Annotated in this window: 22 protein-coding genes and 3 tRNA genes; 5 read left to right on the top strand and 20 right to left on the bottom strand. The window is 71.5% G+C overall.

From position 1 onward, the window contains the following. Positions 1-26: 26 nt before the first annotated feature. Positions 27-539 (bottom strand): hypothetical protein, encoded by a 513-nt coding sequence (locus Q9G87_RS38905; RefSeq protein WP_305921589.1) that lies wholly within the window; start codon positions 537-539, stop codon positions 27-29. Between the two features lie 49 nt (positions 540-588). Further along, positions 589-2,034 (bottom strand): M1 family metallopeptidase, encoded by a 1,446-nt coding sequence (locus Q9G87_RS38910; RefSeq protein WP_305921590.1) that lies wholly within the window; start codon positions 2,032-2,034, stop codon positions 589-591. Between the two features lie 130 nt (positions 2,035-2,164). On the opposite strand from Q9G87_RS38910, the gene Q9G87_RS38915 reads away from it, so the two are divergent. Continuing rightward, a complete protein-coding gene (locus Q9G87_RS38915) occupies positions 2,165-3,076 on the top strand; it encodes an SMP-30/gluconolactonase/LRE family protein (protein ID WP_305921591.1) in 912 nt (303 codons plus the stop codon). Positions 3,077-3,230: 154 nt separating this feature from the next. On the opposite strand, the gene Q9G87_RS38920 is transcribed toward Q9G87_RS38915, so the two are convergent. The 3 genes from Q9G87_RS38920 to Q9G87_RS38930 form a co-directional block, all read right to left on the bottom strand. Further along, positions 3,231-3,911, bottom strand: coding sequence for an FMN reductase (locus Q9G87_RS38920; protein ID WP_305921592.1), 681 nt, complete (start codon positions 3,909-3,911; stop codon positions 3,231-3,233). Positions 3,912-3,924: 13 nt separating this feature from the next. Beyond that, complete coding sequence (locus Q9G87_RS38925; RefSeq protein ID WP_305921593.1) at positions 3,925-5,034, bottom strand: LLM class flavin-dependent oxidoreductase; 1,110 nt, start codon at positions 5,032-5,034, stop codon at positions 3,925-3,927. 97 nt (positions 5,035-5,131) lie between these two features. After that, positions 5,132-5,677: a CGNR zinc finger domain-containing protein gene (locus Q9G87_RS38930; protein ID WP_305921594.1), complete on the bottom strand. Its 546-nt coding sequence runs from the start codon at positions 5,675-5,677 to the stop codon at positions 5,132-5,134. A 92-nt stretch (positions 5,678-5,769) separates the two neighbouring features. On the opposite strand from Q9G87_RS38930, the gene Q9G87_RS38935 reads away from it, so the two are divergent. Then, positions 5,770-7,041 (top strand): MFS transporter, encoded by a 1,272-nt coding sequence (locus Q9G87_RS38935; protein ID WP_305921595.1) that lies wholly within the window; start codon positions 5,770-5,772, stop codon positions 7,039-7,041. On the opposite strand, the gene Q9G87_RS38940 is transcribed toward Q9G87_RS38935, so the two are convergent. From Q9G87_RS38940 to Q9G87_RS38985, 10 genes are all read right to left on the bottom strand, one after another. After that, positions 7,028-7,678 (bottom strand): NAD(P)H-binding protein, encoded by a 651-nt coding sequence (locus Q9G87_RS38940; RefSeq protein ID WP_305921596.1) that lies wholly within the window; start codon positions 7,676-7,678, stop codon positions 7,028-7,030. The genes Q9G87_RS38935 and Q9G87_RS38940 overlap by 14 nt on opposite strands. Next, entirely contained in the window at positions 7,675-8,256 is a 582-nt protein-coding gene (locus Q9G87_RS38945) for a DUF4291 domain-containing protein (protein ID WP_305921597.1), read from the bottom strand. The genes Q9G87_RS38940 and Q9G87_RS38945 overlap by 4 nt, the downstream gene beginning before the upstream one ends. A 50-nt stretch (positions 8,257-8,306) precedes the next feature. Further along, positions 8,307-9,446, bottom strand: a complete 1,140-nt coding sequence (rodA, locus tag Q9G87_RS38950; protein WP_305921598.1) for a rod shape-determining protein RodA — start codon at positions 9,444-9,446, stop codon at positions 8,307-8,309. Between the two features lie 130 nt (positions 9,447-9,576). Continuing rightward, positions 9,577-11,526 carry a penicillin-binding protein 2 gene (mrdA, locus tag Q9G87_RS38955; RefSeq protein ID WP_305921599.1) on the bottom strand — a complete coding sequence of 650 codons (1,950 nt, stop codon included), beginning with the start codon at positions 11,524-11,526 and terminating at the stop codon, positions 9,577-9,579. After that, positions 11,519-12,013 (bottom strand): rod shape-determining protein MreD, encoded by a 495-nt coding sequence (locus Q9G87_RS38960; RefSeq protein ID WP_305921600.1) that lies wholly within the window; start codon positions 12,011-12,013, stop codon positions 11,519-11,521. The genes mrdA and Q9G87_RS38960 overlap by 8 nt, the downstream gene beginning before the upstream one ends. 47 nt (positions 12,014-12,060) lie before the next feature. Then, entirely contained in the window at positions 12,061-12,798 is a 738-nt protein-coding gene (gene mreC, locus Q9G87_RS38965) for a rod shape-determining protein MreC (protein WP_305921601.1), read from the bottom strand. Beyond that, positions 12,795-14,018, bottom strand: a complete 1,224-nt coding sequence (gene mreB / locus Q9G87_RS38970) for a rod shape-determining protein (protein ID WP_327580629.1) — start codon at positions 14,016-14,018, stop codon at positions 12,795-12,797. The genes mreC and mreB overlap by 4 nt, the downstream gene beginning before the upstream one ends. 132 nt (positions 14,019-14,150) lie before the next feature. Beyond that, the gene (locus Q9G87_RS38975) at positions 14,151-14,582 is read right to left on the bottom strand and encodes a nuclear transport factor 2 family protein (RefSeq protein WP_305921602.1); all 432 of its coding nucleotides are present in this window, start codon (positions 14,580-14,582) and stop codon (positions 14,151-14,153) included. A gap of 15 nt (positions 14,583-14,597) precedes the next feature. Beyond that, complete coding sequence (locus Q9G87_RS38980; RefSeq protein ID WP_305921603.1) at positions 14,598-17,138, bottom strand: hypothetical protein; 2,541 nt, start codon at positions 17,136-17,138, stop codon at positions 14,598-14,600. A gap of 60 nt (positions 17,139-17,198) precedes the next feature. After that, positions 17,199-17,441, bottom strand: coding sequence for a hypothetical protein (locus Q9G87_RS38985; protein WP_305921604.1), 243 nt, complete (start codon positions 17,439-17,441; stop codon positions 17,199-17,201). A gap of 357 nt (positions 17,442-17,798) precedes the next feature. On the opposite strand from Q9G87_RS38985, the gene Q9G87_RS38990 reads away from it, so the two are divergent. Next, a complete protein-coding gene (locus Q9G87_RS38990) occupies positions 17,799-18,404 on the top strand; it encodes a sugar O-acetyltransferase (RefSeq protein WP_305921605.1) in 606 nt (201 codons plus the stop codon). Positions 18,405-18,584: 180 nt separating this feature from the next. On the opposite strand, the gene Q9G87_RS38995 is transcribed toward Q9G87_RS38990, so the two are convergent. The 5 genes from Q9G87_RS38995 to Q9G87_RS39015 all read right to left on the bottom strand — a co-directional run bounded on the left by Q9G87_RS38995 (position 18,585) and on the right by Q9G87_RS39015 (position 20,840). Beyond that, positions 18,585-18,659 (bottom strand) — tRNA-Val (locus tag Q9G87_RS38995). A 5-nt stretch (positions 18,660-18,664) separates the two neighbouring features. Further along, positions 18,665-18,735, bottom strand: a tRNA-Cys gene (locus Q9G87_RS39000). A 15-nt stretch (positions 18,736-18,750) separates the two neighbouring features. Next, positions 18,751-18,822, bottom strand: a tRNA-Gly gene (locus tag Q9G87_RS39005). A gap of 77 nt (positions 18,823-18,899) precedes the next feature. Then, complete coding sequence (locus Q9G87_RS39010; protein ID WP_305921606.1) at positions 18,900-19,625, bottom strand: SDR family NAD(P)-dependent oxidoreductase; 726 nt, start codon at positions 19,623-19,625, stop codon at positions 18,900-18,902. Between the two features lie 15 nt (positions 19,626-19,640). Continuing rightward, entirely contained in the window at positions 19,641-20,840 is a 1,200-nt protein-coding gene (locus tag Q9G87_RS39015; RefSeq protein WP_305921607.1) for a hypothetical protein, read from the bottom strand. 102 nt (positions 20,841-20,942) lie between these two features. Between Q9G87_RS39015 and Q9G87_RS39020 the strand changes: the two genes are divergently transcribed. Continuing rightward, positions 20,943-21,494, top strand: a complete 552-nt coding sequence (locus tag Q9G87_RS39020) for a hemerythrin domain-containing protein (protein ID WP_305921608.1) — start codon at positions 20,943-20,945, stop codon at positions 21,492-21,494. A gap of 49 nt (positions 21,495-21,543) precedes the next feature. Beyond that, positions 21,544-22,251, top strand: a complete 708-nt coding sequence (locus Q9G87_RS39025) for an ArsR/SmtB family transcription factor (RefSeq protein ID WP_305921609.1) — start codon at positions 21,544-21,546, stop codon at positions 22,249-22,251. Position 22,252: the final 1 nt, after the last annotated feature.

Raw genomic sequence — 22,252 nt, forward strand, 5'->3', positions numbered from 1 at the left:
CGGCATTCTGCCAGCCCATGCGGTGCTCAATCGCGGTACATCGGCCGTGTGGCGTCCTCGGCGGCGTTCTGCGGCGGCAGGTACGGCGACGGCGCCTCACTGTAGGCGGGCGAGTAGACCGTCGGCTCGGCCATGGAGCGCCAGCGCGACGGGAAGAGCGAGACCACCAGCAGCGACACGCCGAGCACCAGATGGAGCCCCGTGTAGGCGAGGGTGAGGTAGCCGGGCTCCAGGGAGTTGGGCAGCAGGTTGTCCGGCGGCTGCTGCACGCCCAGCGCCGCCAGCAGGGGCAGGACGCCCAGGCCGGTGAACGCCAGGCCGCCGAGGAGTGAGGCGACGGGTGACAGGCGTGAACCGGCCAGGAACGCCAGGCCGATGCCGGTGGCGACCAGGACGCCCACCGCAGGCCAGGAGATCTGGAACGCCCTTGCGGCCTCCAGACGGAGCTCGCCGACGCCGAACCACAGCCCGGCGGCGACCAGGGGAGGAAGGAGCAGCCCGGCGACCACTCCGAGGACATGACGGGCACCATTTGACATGACAAACCCCGTTTGTGTGGTTACGCCCCAACCTACCGTGCGCGCTCCCTCAGCGTGGGGTGGTCGTCGAGTCCAGCCAGGTGTCGATGAGCTCGGTGAAGTCCTCGCCGGTGTGCTCGTTGATCCACTTGATGAACGACGCCCGGTCCTGGGTCGTGTTGCGGTGCTCCTGCGGCCACGCCTTCGTCATCGCGAAGAACCTCTTGTCGCCGAGCCGCTCCCTGATCTCGTGCAGCATGATCGCCGGCCCGTAGTAGACGTTGCTCTGCGCGAACGAGTCCCGCCGGTACCGGCCCGGGGGACCGTTCTCCTTGCGCAGCTTGGCGTCCAGGCGGCGGATGCTCGCGATGTAGGGGTCGATCGAGTGACCCTGGTCGTCGGCGTACCACTGCAACTCGAAGTACATGGCGAAACCCTCGTTCAGCCACAGGTCGCGCCAGGTGCGCGGGGTGACGGTGTTGCCGAACCAGTGGTGCGCCAGCTCGTGCGCCACGACCGACGGCTCCATGAACCGCGGGCCGAGCGCGATCATCTGCTGCGTCTCCATGCCGGAGTCGCTCGTGGCCACCAGGCCGGCGCTCGGGAACGGGTACGGGCCCAGCTTCTTCTCCAGCCACTTCATGATCGCCGGCGTCCGGTGGGCCACGGCGAGGGAATTGGCCGTGTCCTGGGGGCGGATCCAGTAGGTGATCGGGATGCCGCGGGGACCCTTGTCCTTGTACATGCGGAACTTGTCGGCCGCGAACACCGTCAGGTAACTGGCCACGGGGTCGGTCGACTTCCAGCGGAACGTGCTCGTCCGCCCCTTCGTGCTCTTGCCCTTGAACGTGCCGTGCGCCACGCCCGACCAGCCTTTGGGCACCGTGATCGCCACGTCGTACAGCGCCTCGTCCGACGGATGGTCGTTGACCGGGAACCAGGTGAACGCACCGAACGGCTCCTGCAGAGCCCACGCCCTGCCACCGTCGCCGGTGTGGAAGCCGAGCATGCTGATGTCCTTGCGCCGCTGCTTGGCGTCCACCGGCCGGGGCCGGCCGTGGTAGCGCACGGTCACGACGGCGCCCTCACCGGCCTTCAACGGCTTGGCCAGGGGGACGGACAGGTCGTTCCCGGTATGCCGGGGCCTGGCGCTCGTGCCGTTCACCGTGACCTGATCGACCTTCAGCGCCCGCCCGAAGTCGACGGTGAGGCGGGTGACGGGCTTGACGGCGCGCAGCGTCAGCTTCGCCGTGCCGGTGAGCGTGCGGCTCGACGGCTTCCAGCCCAGCGTCAGGTCGTAGTGGAGCACGTCGATCGCCGGGTTGCCGTAGGCGGGGAACACCGGATCCTTGACGGGCTGCGACCTGCCCTTCTCGTACGCGCTCAGGTCCACCTCGGGACGCGGCGCCAGGGCCACCGGCTGGGCGGACTGCGCCTGGTTCGTGGCGGGCGGCGGTGCGCCACAGCCCGATACGGCCAGCAAAAGGGTCAGAAGTAATAAAGGGGGCCTCCGCATTCGGGCAAAGGTAACGAACCGCCTCGGTACCCACAAGAGCTTTCGATCAATCAGATCTTTTCTGCAAACTCCCTGTGAAGCACGCAGCACCTCTTCACCCAGGGGCACGGGCACGGGCATCGTGGGCCGCATGAGATCCGCGATCCTGAAGACCGCAGCAAGCGCCTTAATCGTGCTCCTGCTGGGCACCGTGCCCGCGCAGGCCACGTCGAAGCCGGACCAGTTCGCGCTGCCCAACGGGTTCCAGCCGGAGGGGATCGCGATTGGGGGCGGGCCCTACGCCTACTTCGGCTCCCGCGCGACCGGTGACATCTACCGGGCCGACCTGCGCACCGGCAAGGGGTCGGTCATCAGCAAGGGCCCGGGCACCCCGTCGCTCGGGCTCAAGACCGACGGGCGCGGCCGGCTGTTCGTGGCCGGGGGGACGGGTGGCGACGCCCGCGTGATCGACCTGCGTACCGGGGAGGTCGTCAAGTCGTACAAGCTGACCACCGACCCGGCGTTCGTCAACGACGTCATCCTCACCGGGGGTGCGGCGTACTTCACCGACTCCCGCAACCCCGTCCTGTACAAGCTCGCGCTCGGCCGCGGCGGCGCTCTCCCCGACGAGGCCGTCAAGATTCCGCTCAGCGGGGCCATCCAGTACACGACCGGCAACAACGCCAACGGCATCGCAATCAGCCCCGACCGCAAGTCACTGCTGATCGTCCAGTCGAACACCGGCAAGCTGTTCGAGGCAGACCCGGCCACCGGCGTCACCACAGAGGTGGACCTCGGCGGCGAGCTGCTCACCAACGGCGACGGCCTGCTGCTGTCCGGCAGCACCCTGTACGCCGTGCTCAACCGCGCCAACACCGTCGCCGTCATCGGCCTGGCCGCCGACAGCTCGTCCGGGAAGATCGTCAAGCGACTGACCGATCCGCGCTTCGACGTCCCGACGACGGTCGCCAAGTACGGCCACCGCCTCTACCTGCCCAACGCCCGCTTCACCACCACGCCGACGCCTGACACGACGTACAACGTGGTAGCGATCAAGCCCTGACCCCGGACGGGGGCGGGCCACCGCCCCCTCGGCCCAACTGGCTGCGCGCCTGCGGCCGGTCGGCCTCGCGCGCTGGCCGGGTGGCGGTGCTCGCGTCGCCCGCGGTGTCACAGCGCCGGGTTGTGGCGCCGGCATCCGGCAAGGCGGTGACGGGTCAGCGGGGCGGGCGGAGGGCGGCGAGCTGGTCCTCGAACGGCACGACCGTCTCCTCCTGGTCGGCCCGCGCCTGCGGCGCGCGGTGCCGGAGCAGGTCGGCCAGCTCGCCGGCGGCGCGCTCGATGCGCTCGCTCAGGCCGTCGGTGAAGGCGTCGCCCGCGCCGCCCCAGTCCTCCGCGGCCGCGTACACGGCGGTCGGGACGACGACGGCCCGCAGGTAGGCGAACAGCGGCCGCAGCGCGTGCTCCAGCGCCAGCGAGTGGCGGGCCGTCCCGCCGGTGGCGGCGATCAGCACGGGCTTGCCCGCCAGCGCGGTGTTGTCGACCACGTCGAAGAAGGACTTGAACAACCCGCTGTAGGAGCCGCTGAAGATCGGCGTGACCGCGATGATCCCGTCGGCCTCCGTGACCGCCTCGATCGCCGCGCGCAGCCGGGCGCCGGGGAACCCGGTCACGAACGCGTGCGCGACGTCCACGGCCAGCTCACGCAACTCGATCACCCGCGGCTCGACGGCCGCGAGCTCGGCCGGGCCCGCCGGCGGCGGCACGCGCCCGGCCGCGGGCTCCTCCGGCGCCTCCTGCTCTGCCAGTCGTCGGGTCACGGCCTCGGCGAGGCGGTCGGCGAGCAGGCGGGTCGAGGAGGGCTGGGTCAGCCCCGCCGCGACGACGACCAGCTTCATGATGTCCCCTTCCTCAGGCTTCGACGGTGGCGGCGGTGGTGGCGGCGGCGGCCGTCTTGGCCGCGAGCAGGGAGGCGTGCGTGGGCGCGTCCGGCACCTCGGCCGGCCGGCCCTTGGCGAACTCCGCACGCAGCACCGGCACGACCTCCTCACCGAGGATGTCGAGCTGCTCCAGCACGGTCTTCAGCGGCAGCCCCGCGTGGTCCATGAGGAACAGTTGGCGCTGGTAGTCGCCGAAGAACTCCCTGAACTGCAGCGTCCGGTCGATGACCTGCTGCGGGCTGCCCACGGTGAGCGGCGTCTCGGCCATGAACTCCTCCAGCGACGGCCCGTGGCCGTACACGGGGGCGACGTCGAAGTACGGGCGGAACTCGCGTACCGCGTCCTGGGAGTTCTTGCGCATGAACACCTGGCCGCCGAGCCCCACGATGGCCTGCTCGGGCGTGCCATGCCCGTAGTGGGCGTACCGCTGCCGGTAGAGGTGGATCAGCCGCATGAAGTGCTCCTTCGGCCAGAAGATGTTGTTGGCGAAGAAGCCGTCACCGTAGTAGGCGGCCTGCTCGGCGATCTCCGGGCTGCGGATCGAGCCGTGCCACACGAACGGCGGCACCTCGTCCAGCGGCCGTGGCGTCGAGGTGAAGCCCTGCAGCGGCGTGCGGAAGCGGCCCTCCCAGTCCACCACGTCCTCGCGCCACAGCCGGTGCAGCAGCGCGTAGTTCTCGATGGCGAGCGGGATGCCCTGCCTGATGTCCTGGCCGAACCACGGGTAGACGGGCCCGGTGTTGCCCCGGCCCATCATCACGTCCACCCGCCCGTTCGCCAGGTGCTGCAGCATGGCGAAGTCCTCGGCGATCTTCACCGGATCGTTGGTGGTGATCAGCGTGGTGGCGGTGGAGAGGACGAGGCGCTCGGTCTTGGCCGCGATGTAGCCGAGCATCGTCGTGGGGGAGGACGGCACGAACGGCGGGTTGTGGTGCTCGCCGGTCGCGAACACGTCAAGCCCGACCTCCTCGGCCTTGAGCGCGATCGTCACCATCGCCTTGATCCGCTCGTGCTCCGTCGGCGTCCTGCCCGTCGTGGGGTCCATGGTCACGTCGCCCACGCTGAAGATTCCGAACTGCACTTTAGTCACCATCCATGACTGTTGAATCTTTGACGGCTACGGTAGCGCGAACGCCTCCTGGGTTATTCCATCATCGGGCATGGGGATCCGTGCGTGGTCAATCCTGCCGCTGGGCGCGGGCGCGGAACGCCGCCGCCTTGGCCCGGTTGCCGCAGCCGCGCATGTCGCACCAGCGGCGGGAGCGCCGGTGCGAGGCGTCGATGTAGAGCCGGGTGCAGGGTGCGGCCTCGCACTCCCTGATCAGTGCGGCCTGCGGACCGCCGAGCAGTTCGACGGCCGCCCGTGCCGCGCCGGCGAGCGCGGTCCGCAGATCGCCGGCGTGCTCCAGGCCTCCCGTCTCGCTCAGCCTGACGGTCGCCGGCGGGTGCTGAGCGGCCCGGTTGAGCACCTCCCGATCGGCCGCGTCGAACGGGGCGCCGGTACGAGCCGCGGACGCCAGCCGGTAGATCGCCTCGCGCAATGTGCTCGCCGAGCGGAGGTCGTCGCCGGTCGTGGCGGGCGGCACGTCGAGGAGTCCGGCCGCGACCGTCCACCGGGCCAGGTCCGCGGGCGTGGCCAGCAGGTCGATGCGCTCGCTGCGGCGGTGGCCGATCGTGCCGGCCAGGTCGAGCCCGAGGTTTCCGCTGACGAAGGTGAAGTCCACGTCCCCATAGTAACCGGATTGACAAGTTACTTTGGCTGCTGGAAGGGTGAGTAACCATCAACTCCGGTTATTTCGTGAAGGGATGGTGGCTTGTGGCGACGACGACGCCTCTCTCGGCCGCCGGTGGCAGGATGAGCCGCCGGTACGGGGCCGGGCATCGGTGGGTCGTGTTGTCCGTGGGCGTCGGGGCGCAGGCCAGTTTCGCGGCCATGTTCGCCGGCATCCCCGTCACGGGGATCGCGATGCGTGCCGGCTACCACCTGTCCATCGGGGACCTCGGGCTGGCGTTGGCGTGCCTGGGCCTGGGTGCGGCCGTGTCCGACATCGTGTGGGGCCTGCTGACCGACCGGTACGGGGACCGGCGCGTCCTGCTGATCGGGCTGACCTCGACCGGCGCGCTGCTGGCTCTGATGGCCGCGGCGGTCACGCCCGGGGACGGCGCGGGAGTCGCCGCGCTGGCCGCGTGCCTGCTGGCCGCCGGTGCGCTGGGCGGCAGCGTGAACGGCGCCTCGGGCCGCGCGATCATGACCTGGTTCGCGGACGGTGAGCGGGGACTGGCCATGAGCATCCGCCAGACGGCCATCCCGGCCGGCGGTGCGCTCGGCGTGGCCGTCCTGCCCTGGCTGGCCCACTCGTACGGCTTCCGCGCCGTCTACGTGTTCCCGGCCGCCCTCTGCCTGCTCGCCGCGGCGGCCACCTGGCGCTGGCTCCCCATCTCCGACGCGCCGGCCGCGGGGCGCGAGGTCGCGACGGCGCGCAAGGAGTCGGTGCCGGCGCGGGCCGTGACCCGCTCGCCGTTGCTGCGCTGGGACGTCTGGCGGGTGGCGCTGGCCAGCGCCCTGCTGACGGTCCCGCAGTTCGCCGTCCTCTCCTTCACCGCGATCTTCCTCCACGACGCCAAGGGCCAGGGCGTCGCACTGGCCAGCGTCACGATCCTGATCGCTCAGATAGGCGGCGGCGCGGCCCGCATCTGGACGGGCCGGCGCACCGACCGGCGCGGAAACCGCCGCACGTACCTGCGCGGCATCGGCGTCCTCACCGGCATCGCCATGGCGGCCGCCGCCGTGCTGACACAAGCCCCCACTCCGGTCACGGTCGCCGCCCTGGCGCTCGGCGGCCTGCTGGCCAACTCCTGGCACGGCATCGCCTACACGGAGATCGCCGCCATGGCGGGACCGGACAGGGCAGGGACGGCGCTGGGCCTGGAAGGGACGACGGTGTTCGGGGCCGCGTTCCTTACCCCGCTGCTGATCCCCGTCGTCCTGGCGGCCGCCTCGTGGGAGGCGGTGTGGGCGCTGGTCGCGGCGGCGGCGCTGCTGGCCATCCCGCTCGCCCCGCGCCCGCTGGCGGTCACAATGCGTTGATGTCCGCCGGCCCGAGGATCCGCTTGGGCGCGCCGCGCTCGGCGACCGTGATCATGGCCTGCCCGATCCGCTCCGTCGTGATCACCGCGGCCGGGAAGAGCAGCCGGAACAGCGGGTACAACGGCCGGCTCGCGACGTAGGCCAGCCGGTAGAGCCGGGTACGCGAGGTGACGCCGTGCATGGGCTGAATGAAGCCGGGCCGGAACATGTACGCCTCCAGCGGCAGCGCCAGCAGCGCGTTCTCGGTCTCCCCCTTCACCCTGGCCCACATCGCCCGCCCGCGAGCGTCGGTCCCGGCCCCCGACACGTACACGAAAGTCGACCCGGGATTGAGCCTGGCCAGGGTGTTCGCCACGGACATCGTGTAGTCGTAGGTGATGTGCCGGTAGTCCTTCTCTCTCATCCCGGCCGACGAGACGCCCAGGCAGAAGAAGCACGCGCCGAAACCCGTCAGGCGCTCCTCGATGGACGCCAGGTCCAGCAGATCGCCGTGGATGATGTGCCGCAGCTTGGGGTGGTCGATCCCCGTCGGGGAGCGGCCGACCGCGAGCACGGCCGACACCCGCTCGTCGAGCAGGCACTCCCGGAGCACGCCGCGACCGACCATGCCGGTCGCCCCAAAGATGATCACGTTCACGCCGGGCTCGCCCCGATCGTCTCGCCTATGCCATCAGGCAGAGGATATGGCCGTTCGGCGGGCAGCAGTCCGCTCACGTCCGCGCGGCGCCGGACCGCCGCATGAACCTCCCGAGCCAGCTCCGTGACGTCGATGATCGCCGGTGTCCACTCGTCCACATAACGCCGCACGGCCTCCCCGGACAGGCCGATCTGGATGGACCGGTACACCAATGCCTCATGGTGCGGCCCCCGCTCGGGATCCCACTGGATCCGCACCGGGCTGTGCCGCATCCGGGAAGTCCAGTCCGGACGCCCGTCGTCGTGACTGAGACACGAGTGCTCCAGGGCCCACTCGAAGCCGCCGCGGCTGAGCTCGATCGCCAGCACCCGCTCCTGGCCGGGCTTGGCGGCGTAGCCGCAGCGGTACATCATCCACAGGAACGACGGCTTGATCCACGTCATCCGCTCCCGCTTGAACGGCGCCACAAACCGCTGCTCCGCCACGGCCGGCCCGGCGATGGAGGCGTCATAAGCCTGGTAAACGGTGATCGACTCGTCGGTGTAGGCGGCGCGGATCTGCCGGTAGGGCACGTTCATGCCCGCAAGCCTGCCCAAGATCGCAAAAGGACGGCAACCGGTTAAGACGCCTATGGCTGCATGGCCTTGGTCCGGTGCACGGCCTGTAGCAGCCCGATCGCCAGCAGTCCTGCGACGGTGGCCGAACCGCCGTACGACACGAACGGCAGCGGCACGCCCACGATCGGCATGAGCCCCACCGTCATGCCCACGTTCACGAACGTCTGGAACGCCAGCCACGACACCACGGCCCCGGCCAGCACGGCCCCGTAGGGCGAGGCGCTGTGCCGCGCGATCGACAACCCCCGCCACAGCAGCACGCCGATGGTCAGCACGATGGCCGCGGCCCCGGCGAAGCCGAGCTCCTCGCCCGCGACGGTGAAGATGAAGTCGGTGTGCTGCTCGGGCACGAAGTGCCCGGCGGTCTGCTCGCCGTTGAACAGCCCCTTGCCGGACAGGCCGCCGGAGCCGATCGCGATGCGCGCCTGCGCGGCGTTGTACCCCACACCGCCCGGGTCGGCGCCCGGGTTGGCCAGCACGAGCAGCCGCTCCAGCTGGTACGGCCGCACCAGCCCCAGCTTCCACGCCGCCGCCCCCGCGCCCGCGGCGCCCGCGACGAGCACCAGCAGCCACCGCTTGGGCGCCCCCGACACCAGCAGCGCCCCGCTCACCATGGCCGCGAACACCAGCATCGTCCCGAGGTCCGGCTGCAACGCGATCAACCCGATCGGCACCGCGGCCAGCACCAGCGCCAGCAGAACCCCGCCGAACCCGGGCCTGCTCTGCCCGTCGCGCAGCTCCGCCAGCGGCACCGCGAACGCCAGCGCCAGCGCCACCTTGGCGAACTCCGACGGCTGGAACTGCACCCCGGGCGCCAGCACGATCCACGAGTGCGCCCCGTTCACCCGAACCCCGAGCGGCGTCAGCACACCCGCCAGCGACACCAGCGCCAGCACGTACGCCAGCGGCACGTACGCGCGCAGCACCCGCAGATCGCACCGCGACACGAACCACATGAGGACGAGCCCGAGCCCGACGCTCACCGCCTGCCTGATCAGCAGCCCGTAGTCGCCCTCCATCCGCGTGGCCGACCACACCAGCAGCAGCCCCACCACGGACAGGGCCAGGGCCAGCAGCGTCAGCGTCCAGTCCGGCGCGCCCAGCGTCGGCGCCCACACGACCCGCCGCTTCCCGGTCGCCACCGCGATCATCGCCGCCCCTGTGTTGAATGGTCGCGCTCACTCGGCCCTCGCTGGTCACGCAAGCTACCGCTCTCGGGCCTGACCGTTCGCCGCTCGTGTTGAATGGTCGCGCTCACTTGGCCCTCCCTGGTCACGCAAGCTACCGCTCTCGGGCCTGACCGTTCGCCGCTCGTGTTGAATGGTCGCGCTCACTTGGCCCTCCCTGGTCACGCAAGCTACCGCTCTCGGGCCTGACCGTTCGCCGCTCCGCCAACCCGATGATGCCCTCCCAGATGTCCCGGGCCGCCGGCGCCGCGCCCTCCGCGCCACGGCCGCCCTCCGACAGCACGACGACGACGGTGTAGGCGGGATCCGGGGCGAACGAGGCGAACCAGGAGGTGTCCCGGTGCCCGAACGACTCGGCCGTCCCCGTCTTCCCGGCCACCGCGACCTTGCCGAACGGGAACCCCTTGAACGCGCCCTCCGCCGTGCCCTTCTTCGGCACCTGGCTCAGCGCGTTCCTGATGAACCGCAGCGTCTCCGCCGAGGCCGGCAGCCGCCCGGCCACCGGCGGCGTGATGGTCTCGACTGTGGTCCCGTCGGGCCGGACGACCTTCATCCCGACGCGCGGGCTGTGCAGCGTCCCGCCGTTGGCGACGGCCGCGTACGCGCGGGCCAGCTGCAGCGGCGTGACTAGCACGCCGCCCTGCCCGATGGAGAAGTTGGCCGCGTCGCCGCCCCGCCACACGCCGCCGCCGCGGCAGTTCTCCTTGGCGATCGCGGTCAGGTACGCCGCCCGCCCGCGGTCGGCCATCTCCGGGTACCCCTTGGCGGCCCGGCGGCAGCTCTCCTCGCGGGTGGCCCGCCACAGCGCCTTCTTCGCGGCCCGATCGGGCACCGCGCCGGCCGCCTCACCGGGCAGGTCCACCCCGGTCGGTTTGCCGAAGCCGAACCCGCGCGCGGTCTTCTCCAAGGCCTCGGACCCCCGCTCCCACAGCTGGTCGGCCAGCCGGTAGAAGATCGTGTCGCAGGACTGGACCAGCGCCCCGTGCATGGTCATCAGGCCGAGGTCGGCGCTGGCGAAGTTCCTGAACACCCGGTTGCCCACCGTGTAGCCGCCGGGGCAGTCGTAGAACGCGCCGAGCCCGTACCCGGCGTTCGCGGCCGCCGCGACCGAGGCGACCTTCCACGTCGAGCCGGGCGCCCACTCGCCCTGCACGGCCTGCGACAGCAGCGGCAGCCGCTTGTACTCGCGGGCGGTCACGCCGTCGGTCCACACGGCCGGGTCGTAGGAGGGCAGCCCCGCCAGCGCGACCACCCGGCCGGTCTGCGACTCCATGACCACGGCCGCGCCGGACTTCGCGCCGCTGGTGGTCAGCGCCCGGGTGACCGCCTGCTCGGCGATGGTCTGGATGCGGGAGTCGAGGCTGGTCACGAGCGTGTCGCCGGGCACGGGCGGGTCCTGGCGGAGCGTCCTGGTGACCTGCCCGGTGTTGTCCACGGCCACGTCGCGCCGCCCGGCGCGGCCGGCCAGCTCCCGGTCGTACACGCCTTCGAGCCCGTCGCGGCCCTTGGCGCCCTGCACGTACCCGAGAGTGTGCGCCGCCGCCGCGCCGAACGGGTAGACCCGCACCGGCCGCAGCTCCGTGCGCACGCCGGGGAAGTCCTGCTGCCGCTCGCTGATCTGCAGCGCGGTCTGCGCCGTGACGTCCTCGGCGACGGGGATCGGCTCGTACGGCGAGCCCTGCCAGCACGGCTGCGCCACCTCAGGCCCGCACAACCGGACCTTCTCCGCGATCTGCCGGTACGGCTGCCGCAGCACCTCGCCTAGGCGCTCCAGCACCGCCCGCCCGCCGTCGGGCTGGTGGGCCAGCGCCACCGCGTCCACCGTGACCACCGGCCTGGTCCGGTTCGTCACCAGCGGGCGCCCGGCCACGTCCACGATCTGCCCGCGCACCGGCGGCACCGGCACGGTCCTGATCCGCACGTCCGCCGCGGCCCGTACGTACTCGGCCCCGCTGACCACCTGCAGGAACCACAGCCGCCCCACCAGCGTGGCCACCATCGCCACCACGACCAGCCGCAACACGAACAATCTGGCCTTAGACACGCCGCATCGCCACCCTCGGCTCGGCCTCCACGGAGTGCCGGCGGCGCAGCAACACGGGGCTCACCAGCGCCCCTAGCGCCACTGTCCACGCGAGCGTCCACGGCAGCGCCACGAGCGCGGCCCGCCACGGCTCGTCGCCGAGCGCGACCGCCGCGCCGGCCTGCAGCAGCGTGCCCGCGGCGGCGCCGGCCGCGCCTGCCAGGAGCGGATTGCGGTCCCGTGTCCGCCCTTCCGGCAGGGCAGCGCCCTCGCGCCAGTGGCCGGCCAGCAGGCCCGTCACCGCCAGCACCAGCGCTGTGCGCCCCACCGTGCCGTCGGCTGGCGGCGTCACGTCGGCGGCGAGCCCGGCCACGCAGCCCCAGACCGGCCCCCTGGACAGCGCCAGCCACACCACGGCGAGCACCACCAGGTCGGGACCGCCCCACGGCGACCTGTTGATCAGCAGCACCTGCAGCAGCGGCGCCAGGATGAGGAACAGCACCAGCACGGCTCACCTCCCTGCGCCGCCGACGGCGAAAGCACCAGCCGCATGGCTCACCTCCCGGTGTCGGGCACGACCACCGCGACCAGGTCGAGCGCGGACAGCCGGGCGGCGGGCCGCACCAGCGCCGTGCGCGTGGCCGCGCCGGGCGCCCGCTCGATCCGCGCGACCGTGCCGATGGGCAGCCCGGCCACGTACGGTCGGCCGCCGGCCGACCCGAGCGTCACCACCTGGTCGCCGACCTCGAGCGGCGCGTTGGGGTCGAACAGGCTCAGCCGCAGCAGGCCGTCGCCCGGCACTCCCGTCACGACGCCCAGCTCACCGGAGGCCGCCATCCGCGCGCCCACCGACGACCCTGGATCGGTGATCAGCGACACGGACGCGGTGGCCGGGCCCGCCCAGCTGACCTTGCCCACGAGGCCGTCGGCGTTCAGCACCGTCACGTCGCGCGTCACGCCCGCCGCCGATCCCGCGTCGATGGTGACGTTCCTGCCCTGCCCGAAGCCGACCACGTGTGCGGAGACGCCACGATAGGGCGCCGGCGCCGTCGCCGGCGTGCCCTTGGCGCCGCCCGCGGCCAGCTCGGCCCGCAGGCGGGCGTTCTCCTGCTCCAGCGCGCGCAGGCGCCCTTCGCCGCCGACCGATCGGGTGACCGTGCCGATCGCGCTCTCGACCGTTCCGTACACGGTCGAGCCGGCCGCCCGCAGCGGCTCCAGCGGCATCAGCGTCCGGTCCACCACGACGAGCAGGACCGCGGCGAGTAACACGAGCAGGATGAGCGCCCGCTTCACCGCCGCGACCAATCGGGGAGCAGCACGTCCCGCATCGCCTGGAACCGCTCGACGCAGCGGCCCGCGCCCAGCGCCACCGAGTACAGCGGCTTGTCCACGACCCGGATCGGCATGCCGGTGGCCTGGCCCATCCGCTCGGCCAGGCCGCGCAGCAGGGCCCCGCCGCCGGTCAGCACGATGCCGTTGTCCAGCAGGTCGCCGGCCAGCTCGGCCGGGCACTGGTCGAGCGTCGTCTGCACGGCGTCGATGATGGTCTGCACCTGGTCCTCGATGGCCTCGCCGATCTCCTCCGAGGTCATCGTCGCCGTCTTCGGCAGCCCGCTGACCAGGTCGCGGCCGCGTACGGGGGCGCTGGCGTCCGGGGAGATGGCCCGCGGCGCGGCGGCCGGGAGGACGGCCTCCTGCCTGGGCCTGGACCGGAACGGATTCCACCGGCGAGGGGCGGCCGGCGGCTCGGGCTCCTCGTCGTCCACCACGATCGGCGGCACGGAGTCCGCGCCGGCGGCCCCCACCCTGTGCCGGCCCCGGGGCGTGATCTCGGCGTCCCGGGAGGGCGCGGGCCGCACCATGCCCAGATCGATCTTCAGCCGCTCGGCCGTACGGTCGCCGAGCAGCAGCGCGTGCTCTTTCTTGGCGTAGGTGATGACGGCCTCGTCCAGCTCGTCGCCGCCCACCCGTAGCGACTTGGCGACCACGACGCCGCTCATGGACACGATGGCGACCTCCGTGGTGCCGCCGCCGATGTCGACCACCATGTTGCCGGTGGCCTCGCCGACCTTCAGCCCGGCGCCGATCGCCGCGGCCATCGGCTCCTCGATGATGTGCACCCGCCGCGCGCCCGCCTCGTAGGCGGCCTCCTTGACCGCCCGCTGCTCGATGGACGTGGTGCCGCTCGGCACCGCCACCACGATCCGGGGTTTGGCGAGGAACCTGCTGGGGTGCGCCTTTTGGATGAACATGCGCAACATGCGCTCCGCCGCGTCCAGATCCGCGATCACGCCGTCCTTGAGCGGCCTGATCGTGGCGATGTGCGGGGGAGTACGCCCCACCATGCGCTTGGCCGCCTTGCCGACGGCCACGACGGTGTTCTTGTGAAGGTTGATCGCGATGACGGAGGGCTCGTTGAGCACGATGCCCTTCCTGCGGACGTAGACGAGAGTGTTGGCGGTGCCTAAGTCGACCGCTATGTCATGACCGAGAAGACCCAATGCGAATGCCATGTGCCGCACAGCCCTTTCGACCCGGTGGGGGGCAGGGGGACACTGCCCGCACTCGCGCTGCCCTCAGGGGTTTCACCACAAACGCAATATCTTTGTAGCGGCCCCATGACCGCAGGTCAGTCCCGGTCCTGCTCAGCGGGCGGTGCGCCAGCTCTGCTCCTCGACGAGCTCCGTGCTGCGCCATCCGGCGGGCGTGCGGCGCATGCGGTGGTGATACCAGCCGCCGCCGTGCAGGAAACCCTCGGTGCCGGCCGCGACCATCTCGCGCGTCGGGGCGAGCGTGTCGGTGAAGGGCGCGCTCACCCGCGCCTGCCCGTCGTGGAAGTCGATCGTGGGCGCGCCGATCAGGTGCAGGCGGCCCGGCCAGTGGGAGAGCACCTCGGCCAGCCAGGCCTTGACCTCCTCCCGTGTGCCTTTGATGCCGCCCGCCGAGGTGTAGTCGATCAGCGCGTCGTCGCTGAACACCTCGTCGAGCAGCTCCCATCGGCCGGAGTCGATGGCGCGGGTGTAGCGGGCCAGCAGGTCCGCGATCTCCAAACGGTCGGCGATCTCCTGAGCGTCCATGGTGTGATCGTCGCGCTAGAAGCGCTCGGTGACCAGCCCGGACAGCCGCTCCCGCGAGGCCCGTACGGTGAACGGCTCGCAGCCCGTGCAGAAGTAGCCGCGGCCGAAGGTGAACTCCACCGTGCCCTTGCCCAGGTTGACCAGCAGACGCTCGTTGTCCAGGGTCACGGTCCGCGGAATCTGGCGGGCCGGCATGAGGGGCCGCAGCGCGGCGGCCAGCCGCCTCCTGCCCTCCGGGGTGAAGGCGACCGGGGCGAAGATCTCCCGCACGGTGATCGTCCGCCCCGCGGCCACGTCGTAGGTGACCGCCCGCCACTGCTCGCCCGCCAGCAGGTAGCGCACCGAGATCACCTGAGCGTCGCCGCGTACCACGACGTGGGTCCCGGTCACGCTCCCGTGGGCGGCCGGGTTCGCGCGGAGGTCGCGCAGCGCGTCCTCGAGGAGGTCCCTGACCGGCGCGAACAACGCCGCGTTGACCCGCCGCGCGTCCCCGCCCGAGGCCCGCGGGTAGGAGATGTCGATCGTGAGCCGCGGCCGCTGCTCCCGCCAGGTGGCCGAGGTGATCACGAACGCGGGCGGTGCCCCTCGCGCGAGGGGCACCGCCGCCACGGCGACGAGCACGGCGCCCCCGGCCAGCAGGATCTTTCTCGGCGGCCGCGGCGCCGCCACCCCCGCCACGACGAACGGCCCCGCCACGAACCCCGCCTGCAGGCCCGCCACGGGGTCCAGCGGCAGGCTCGCCAGCCCTCCCGCCACCACCGACGACCCCCACACGGCCGTCCACGACCGGAGCCCTTTCGTGTTCGATCGCCCCAGGACGAGGTAGGTCAGCCCGGCGAGCAGGACGACGTAGAGCGCGCCGGCGAGGTTCTCCAGCGGCGCTTGCGCGACGGACACGGCCGGGGCCGTCACGAAGACCCCGCTGTCGTGGACCTCGGCGTGCGGTTCGACGCCGAACCCGCGGACCGCCCCCGCCGCCACCACCACCGTCAGCGCCGCCCCGGCCGCTCGCGCGGCGGCCGCCAGGCGCTCCCGCCGGGCCGGCACGTGCTCGCGGACCTGCTCCTTCCAGGCCCGGTACCGCTCGGCCAGCGTCCCCCAGGTCTCCTCGTCTTCCAGCTCGACGATCCGTACGAATCTGGTCAAGCCCACCTGTGAGTGCACGATGAATAACAGCGCCGCCAACCCTGGCACGACGACTCCCGTGAAGAGCGCCGCCTCCCCGGCCGGGGAGATGCCCAGCAGCCGTTCGCCGGTCACCCCGTACGCGATCACGCTGCCCGCGTTCCAGCCCACCGCCGCCGCCAGCGCCAGCACGCCCACCAGCACCACGTAGTCGGAGGCGGGGAAGAGCCGGACGAGCCGCCCCCGTACCGCGAGATGGACGAGGACCGCCGCCGACGCCGCGAACACCGCCGTCACCGTCCACAACCACACCACGGCCGTCCTGCCCAGCACGGGGTCCGGCGGCGCGAGGAAGGCGAGCGCCCGCACCATCACCGGCGTCCCGTCGTCGTACGTGCGCCGCGTCAGCACGGGGTAGCGCGAGGTCACCGCTATGCAGAAGTACGTCAGCGCGAGCGCCGCCCCCGCCACGAGCAGGCTCCACCGCCGATCGGGCCGCACCGGATCCGGCGGCGCGGGCTCGCGATCGTTCCCCGGGAGCAGGATCTGCAGCCCGGTGCCGGCCAGCGCGAGCAGCAGCGGCGGCACCGCGATCTGCGCGGGCTCGGCGACCAGCGCCGCGCCGATGTCGCGGGCGTACTCCACGGCCCAGACCGGGTTCAGGGGGTCGGCGAGGAGCGGTTCCCGCATGCCGCGGTCGATCGCGACCACGGCCGCGTACACGATCGGGGCCGCGCACAGCGCGATCCACGCCAGGACGAACGCCCGCCCCGGCCGGCCCTCCACCGGTAATCGCCGCCGCAGCGACCCCTCCAGGTAGCTCGCCACGATGGCCGCCAGCACCACGGCCACCTGGTCGAAGTAGCCGGGCGAGAGCGGCAGCCAGGCCAGCAGCGGCTCCTGGTCCCTGATGAGAACGCTCCACACCAGAGCCCAGCCGAGCACCAGGCAGGGCAGCACCCACCGGCGCGGCCAGAACACCCGCTTGGCCGGCGGCGGGGGAGAGGCCGGCAGGGTGCGCGTCACGGCCAGCGCCGTGAGCGCCGCCACCAGCGCCGTCGCCATGCCCCAGGAGGCGGCGTACGGCGCGGGCTCGGCGAACGCCGACCCACGCGCCCCCGTCCACGCCAGCACCGCGATCACGCCGGCGGGCCCGCCCGCCAGGCACCAGCAGGCCACCAGCCCCACCCTCGACGGCCCGAAGCCGGACCAGCGGAACGCCACATACGCCCCGGCCGTGAGCGTCACCGAGAACCCCGCCAGCGTGACCAACGCGATCAGCACCGGCCCCTGGCCCAGTCCGGGGAACACCAGCGCCCCCGCGAACGGCCGGCCGAGCAGGAACCCGCCCACGGGCGGCAGGGCGGCCAGGCCCGAGACGGCGAACGCGGAACCCGCGGCCGTGAGCAGGAACATGCCAGTCGACTTCACCACGCCCCGGTAACTGCCCGCCCAGCGCCGACCCGTGCGCGGACCGGACAGCCGCCCACGTCAAAGGCGCTTCGCCCGCTGCCGGAGCAGTCGCGCCAGCCGGAAGGACGCCAGCACGCTCACGCCCAGATGCACCGACACGAGGGCGATCTGGTAGACGCGTCGGCCCGCCGTCAGATCGGCCGCGTACCCGCCGTCGAAGAAGCCCGACACGAAGGCCGGCACCCCGGCGACCAGCAGCAGGGGCGCGGCCGGGACGGCGACCGCACGGCGGCGGGTCGCGCCGGCGACCAGGACGGTCATCGCGATCATCATGGTGATCGGGGCGGACAGCCGCGCCTGCGGGCCGAGTTTCGCCGAAGGCGTCCGTGGCGGGAGAGCACGTCCGTGACGAGGCCGGCCAGGCCGCGTTCGCCGCCCTCGCCGCCTACTACCGGGAGCACTGAGGCGGCGAGAAGCGACCCTGAGTGGGCCGCCTGCCGCCGGCTGGTTGGCCGCGGTGATTCACTGATGGCGTCGAGCTTGCGCTGGTCTTCGGCTTTGCGTAGGGTTGCCCGCCACTCATGATCTATTTAGCGACGCGGCGGGGTTTCGGTGGCGGCGGCACACTCAGCGTCGTTCCCGGAGCTCGGCGTACAGGTTGGAAGGGAGAGCTCCGGCGTGCCGCAGAGTGACGAGCAAGCGGTCTTGGATCGGATCCGTCAGGGTCTCGTCTACACCGAGTCGGAGGCATCGTTCAAGGATTCTCAGCGACGTACCGATCTCATCTTCGCGTACAACCACACACCACCCGGGGAAGCTGACAGGCGGAGGTCACTGCTCGTCGCGATCCTCGGGTCGGTCGGAGAGCGCGCCGTACTGCTCCCACCTTTCCACGCCGGATTTGGAAGCAACGTCCATATCGGTGATGACTTCTTCGGTAACGTCAATCTCACCTTCGTCGACGACGTGGACATCCGCATCGGCGACGGTGTCATGATCGCGCCAAGCGTGACGCTCACGACAACGGGGCACCCGGTGCATCCCGCGCGCCGGGTCGACTTCGGCCGGTTCTCGGAACCAATTGTGATCGAAGACAAGGTCTGGATCGGCAGCAACGCCGTCGTCCTGCCAGGCGTCCGTATCGGATACGGATCCGTCATCGGCGCGGGCAGCGTCGTCAGTCGCGATATCCCTCCTATGGTGGTCGCCATCGGGACGCCCTGCCGGGTGCTCCGGCCCATCACAGATGACGATCTGACAACCCGGGCTGGGGTCGTCGGCTAGAGAGAGCCCGGGAACCGTGGGCATGCGGGGACCCGGCGTTCTGCGCCACCAAAGTCATCACCGGTGCTGACAACAACCGTGATCAACCCGGAACAACAAGAAGCCCCAGACTCCGGCATGTGCCGTGAGCTGGGGCTTTATCTCCTTGAGGTCAGGTCGGACCTGATCTGCTTCGGAGCCTGGTGGACGATACTGGGATTGAACCAGTGACCTCTTCCGTGTCAGGGAAGCGCTCTCCCGCTGAGCTAATCGTCCTTGCGAGGTGGCGACGGGATTTGAACCCGTGTGGACGGCTTTGCAGGCCGCTGCCTCGCCTCTCGGCCACGCCACCGAGCCGGAAGCTCCGAGCGGAAGACGGGATTCGAACCCGCGACCCTCACCTTGGCAAGGTGATGCTCTACCACTGAGCCACTTCCGCCTCCGCCCCGCCCGGGGCGACGAGAGAACTCTAGCGAATCCTGGCCGAGTCCCCAAACTGGAATATGCCCGCGCAGGTCAGCTGTGGCCGCCGTTGACCGTGACCCGCTGCCCGGTGATGAACGCGCCACCGTCCGAGGCCAGGAACGACACCGCCGCCGCCACGTCTTCCGGCGTGCCCATCCGGCGCAGCGGCACCTCCTCCAGGTAGCCGCTCTGGTCGAGCCCTGCGTGCCGCTCCACGGGGATCCAGCCGGGCGCGACCACGTTGACCGTGACGCCGTACGGGCCCAGCTCGCGTGCCCACGCCTCGGTCAGCGCGTGCTGGGCGCCCTTGGCCGCGATGTACGCCGACATGCCGGGCAGGTTGCGATCGACGACGTCGGAGCCGATCTGGATGACCCGGCCGCCGCCGCGCTCCCGCATGCCGGGCAGCACCGCCTGCACCAGCAGGGTGGGGCTCTTGACGAAGAAGCGGAGCTGGTCGAGGTGGGCCTCCCAGGTGAGGTCCTCCATCGGGATCAGAGGCTGAGGCCCGGTGGCGTTGGCCACCAGCACATCCACAGGGCCGAGGCGCCCGGCGATCCGCTCGACCAGGCCCGCTACGCCGCTCTCGTCGGTGATATCGGCGAGGAAGCCCTCCGCGACGCCGCCGGCGGCGCGAATGGCGTCCACGACCTGCTGGACGCCGTCGGCGTCCTTGCCGGCGTTGACGGCGACGGCCAGGCCGTCCGCGGCGAGCCTGCTCGCGATCACGGCGCCCAGGCCGCGGGAGGCACCGGTGACAAGGGCTACTAAGGTCATGGAGGAGACCTTAGGTCAGCGGGCGGGCTGCAGATCCGCCGGGTGCGGCCCTTCGGTCTCCAGGCGATATTCCTGGCCGGAGACGGCGCGGTTGTCGTCGATGACCCGCTCCGACGGCGGCTGCTCCCCGCCCATGATGGCCTCCTGCATTCTCGAGAACCGCTCGTGGGCCTCCCGCACGTAGCCCGTCCCCAGCGTGGTCTGGTCGATCTGGGTGGCGATCAGGTCCCGGACGTAGGCCTTGTTCGGCTCGAACGTCACCGGCGGCGGCAGGGCCGGCGCCAGCACCTGGTCGGGCTCGCGGCCGTCGAACCGCTTGAACATCTCAGCCGCCAGCCGCAGGTGCTCCAGCTCCATGCTCAGATGCAGCTCCCAGATGTGCTTCACCTTCGGGTCGGACTCGGTCTCCATGAACGAGTAGTACAGGTAGCACTCGTTGTACTCGTGCGTGAGCAGCATCTCCCACCAGCTCTCGCCGGGGTCCACGAGCGACTCGTAGTGGGTGACGTGCTCTTCCTCGATGAGCGCGATCTCCTGATACAGCTGGCGGGCGATCGGCTCCATGTACATCGGGCCGACGTTCATGTAGAAGTTCATCGTCTGCTGCTCGGCCGCCATGATCGTCAGCGCGTGCAGGCGGGACAGCGGCTCGGTCGTGGCGCGGTCGTAGGGCTCCCTCACGTTGTCCACGGGGTCGCGGTGGTGCAGATAGGTAGGCCGTCCCGGCATCACCTCGGTGAGGTTGTCGACGATCTTTCCGGCCTTGCGGTGCTCGATCATCTCGTACAGGTTGGCGTACCGGTAGAGGTGGTCGAAGTCCTCCAGCACGCCGAACTGGTAGGCCTGGCGCAGGTACGCGTCAGGCTCCATACGCGCCACCCACGAGGTCAGGTCCACGGCGACCTGTTCGTAGGCGATGGTGGTCTCCAGCACCGAGGCGACGCCGGGCAGCAGCCAGTTGACCACCTTCTGCTGCTGCGCCTCGAGGTAGCGCACCCGGGCCAGCTGCCGCTTGGCCTCGAGGTCCGGGCAGTGGCGGGCCAGCTGGTGACTGAAGAGGATCCCCTCCGTCTCGATGCCGTTCATGGTGATGATCCGGCACCGGGTGTACGGGTCGGCGTGGTCGGGATCGATGGGCGTGACATGGAGCTCACGCCAGTCGCGCAGCTGCTCGTCCAGCGGGATGCCCCGCTCCTGCAACGGGTCGAAGGCCATGTCGCCGCCCGTACCCGGCGCATTCTCCGCGTTAAGTCCTCCAACGGCCCACGTTCGGTAAGGAAACGCGTGCCGTCCGCGGGCCCCGGGTAGGGCGCTGACGTGGCTGAACATGATGTGATCGACCTGCTGACGGCCCAGCACGCGCAGATCAGGGACCTGTTCGACGAGGTCGAGCAGGCGCCGCCGGACAAGGTGGAGGCGGCCTTCGGCCGGTTGACGCGGATGTTGTGCGTGCACGAGACCGCCGAGGAGGAGATCGTCCACCCGTACGCGCGCAGGAAGCTCGACAACGGCCAGGGCGTGGTCGCCGACCGGCTGCACGAGGAGAACCGCGCCAAGCAACTCCTCCTCGACCTGCACAACGACGGCGTGGACCATCCCCGGTTCTGGGAGCGCCTTGCCGAGCTGCGCACCGCCGTCACGGCGCACGCGCGGGGCGAGGAGCGGTACGAGTTCGCGAAGCTGCGCGAGCGCACCTCCACGGCCGAGCGGCGGGCCATGGCGGCGGCGGTGCGGGCGGCCGAGAGCCTCGCCCCGGTGCGCCCGCACCCCGGTACGGAGTCCGCCACCAAGAACCTGCTGCTGGGAACGCCCCTGGCGGTGATGGACCGGGCCCGCGAGCTGATCCGCAAGGCCCTCGGAAAGGGATGACGGCATCCTTCGACGTCGGGCGAAATATCGGCGTATTACCGTCGGGAGCATGGAGCACATCGCCCGAGACGCCGACATCGCGCCCGTCGCCGCGCTCATCGCGGATCCGACCCGGGCGGCCATCCTGACAGCCCTGCTCGACGGGAGGGCGCTGGCGGCCGGCGAGCTGGCCAGGGTGGCGGGCGTGAGCGCGGCCACCGCCAGCGCGCACCTGGCCCGGCTGCTCGACGGCCGGCTGGTTGACGTCGTGCGCCAGGGCCGCCACCGCTACTACCGGCTGGCCGGGCACGAGGTGGCCGAGGTGCTGGAGGTGCTGGCCAGGATCAGCGCCCGCCCGCCCGTGCGCTCCCTGCGCCAGTCCCGGCAGGCCAGGATGCTGGAGGAGGCCCGCACCTGCTACGACCACCTCGCGGGCCGCGCCGGGGTGGGGCTGCTCGACGGGCTCAGGGAGGGCGGTTATTACGCGGCGCACGACCTGACCGGCGCGGGCGAGCGGCTGCTCGCCGGGCTCGGCGTGGACGTTGCGGGTGCGCGGGGCTCGCGCCGGAGGTTCGCGCCCGAGTGCCTGGACTGGACCGAGCGCAGGTCCCACCTGGGCGGGGCGCTGGGGGCGGCGGTCACCGAGGCGCTGTTCGACCGCGGCTGGTTCCGGCGCGGCAGCGTGCCCAGGGCGGTGATCGTCACCGATGAGGGCAGGGAGGGGTTGTCGGCATTGTTCCCAAGTAAGGAGCTAACATCGCATACGCCGGTTACCTAGC

Source organism: Nonomuraea turcica (assembly GCF_030718205.1).
Lineage (GTDB): Bacteria > Actinomycetota > Actinomycetes > Streptosporangiales > Streptosporangiaceae > Nonomuraea.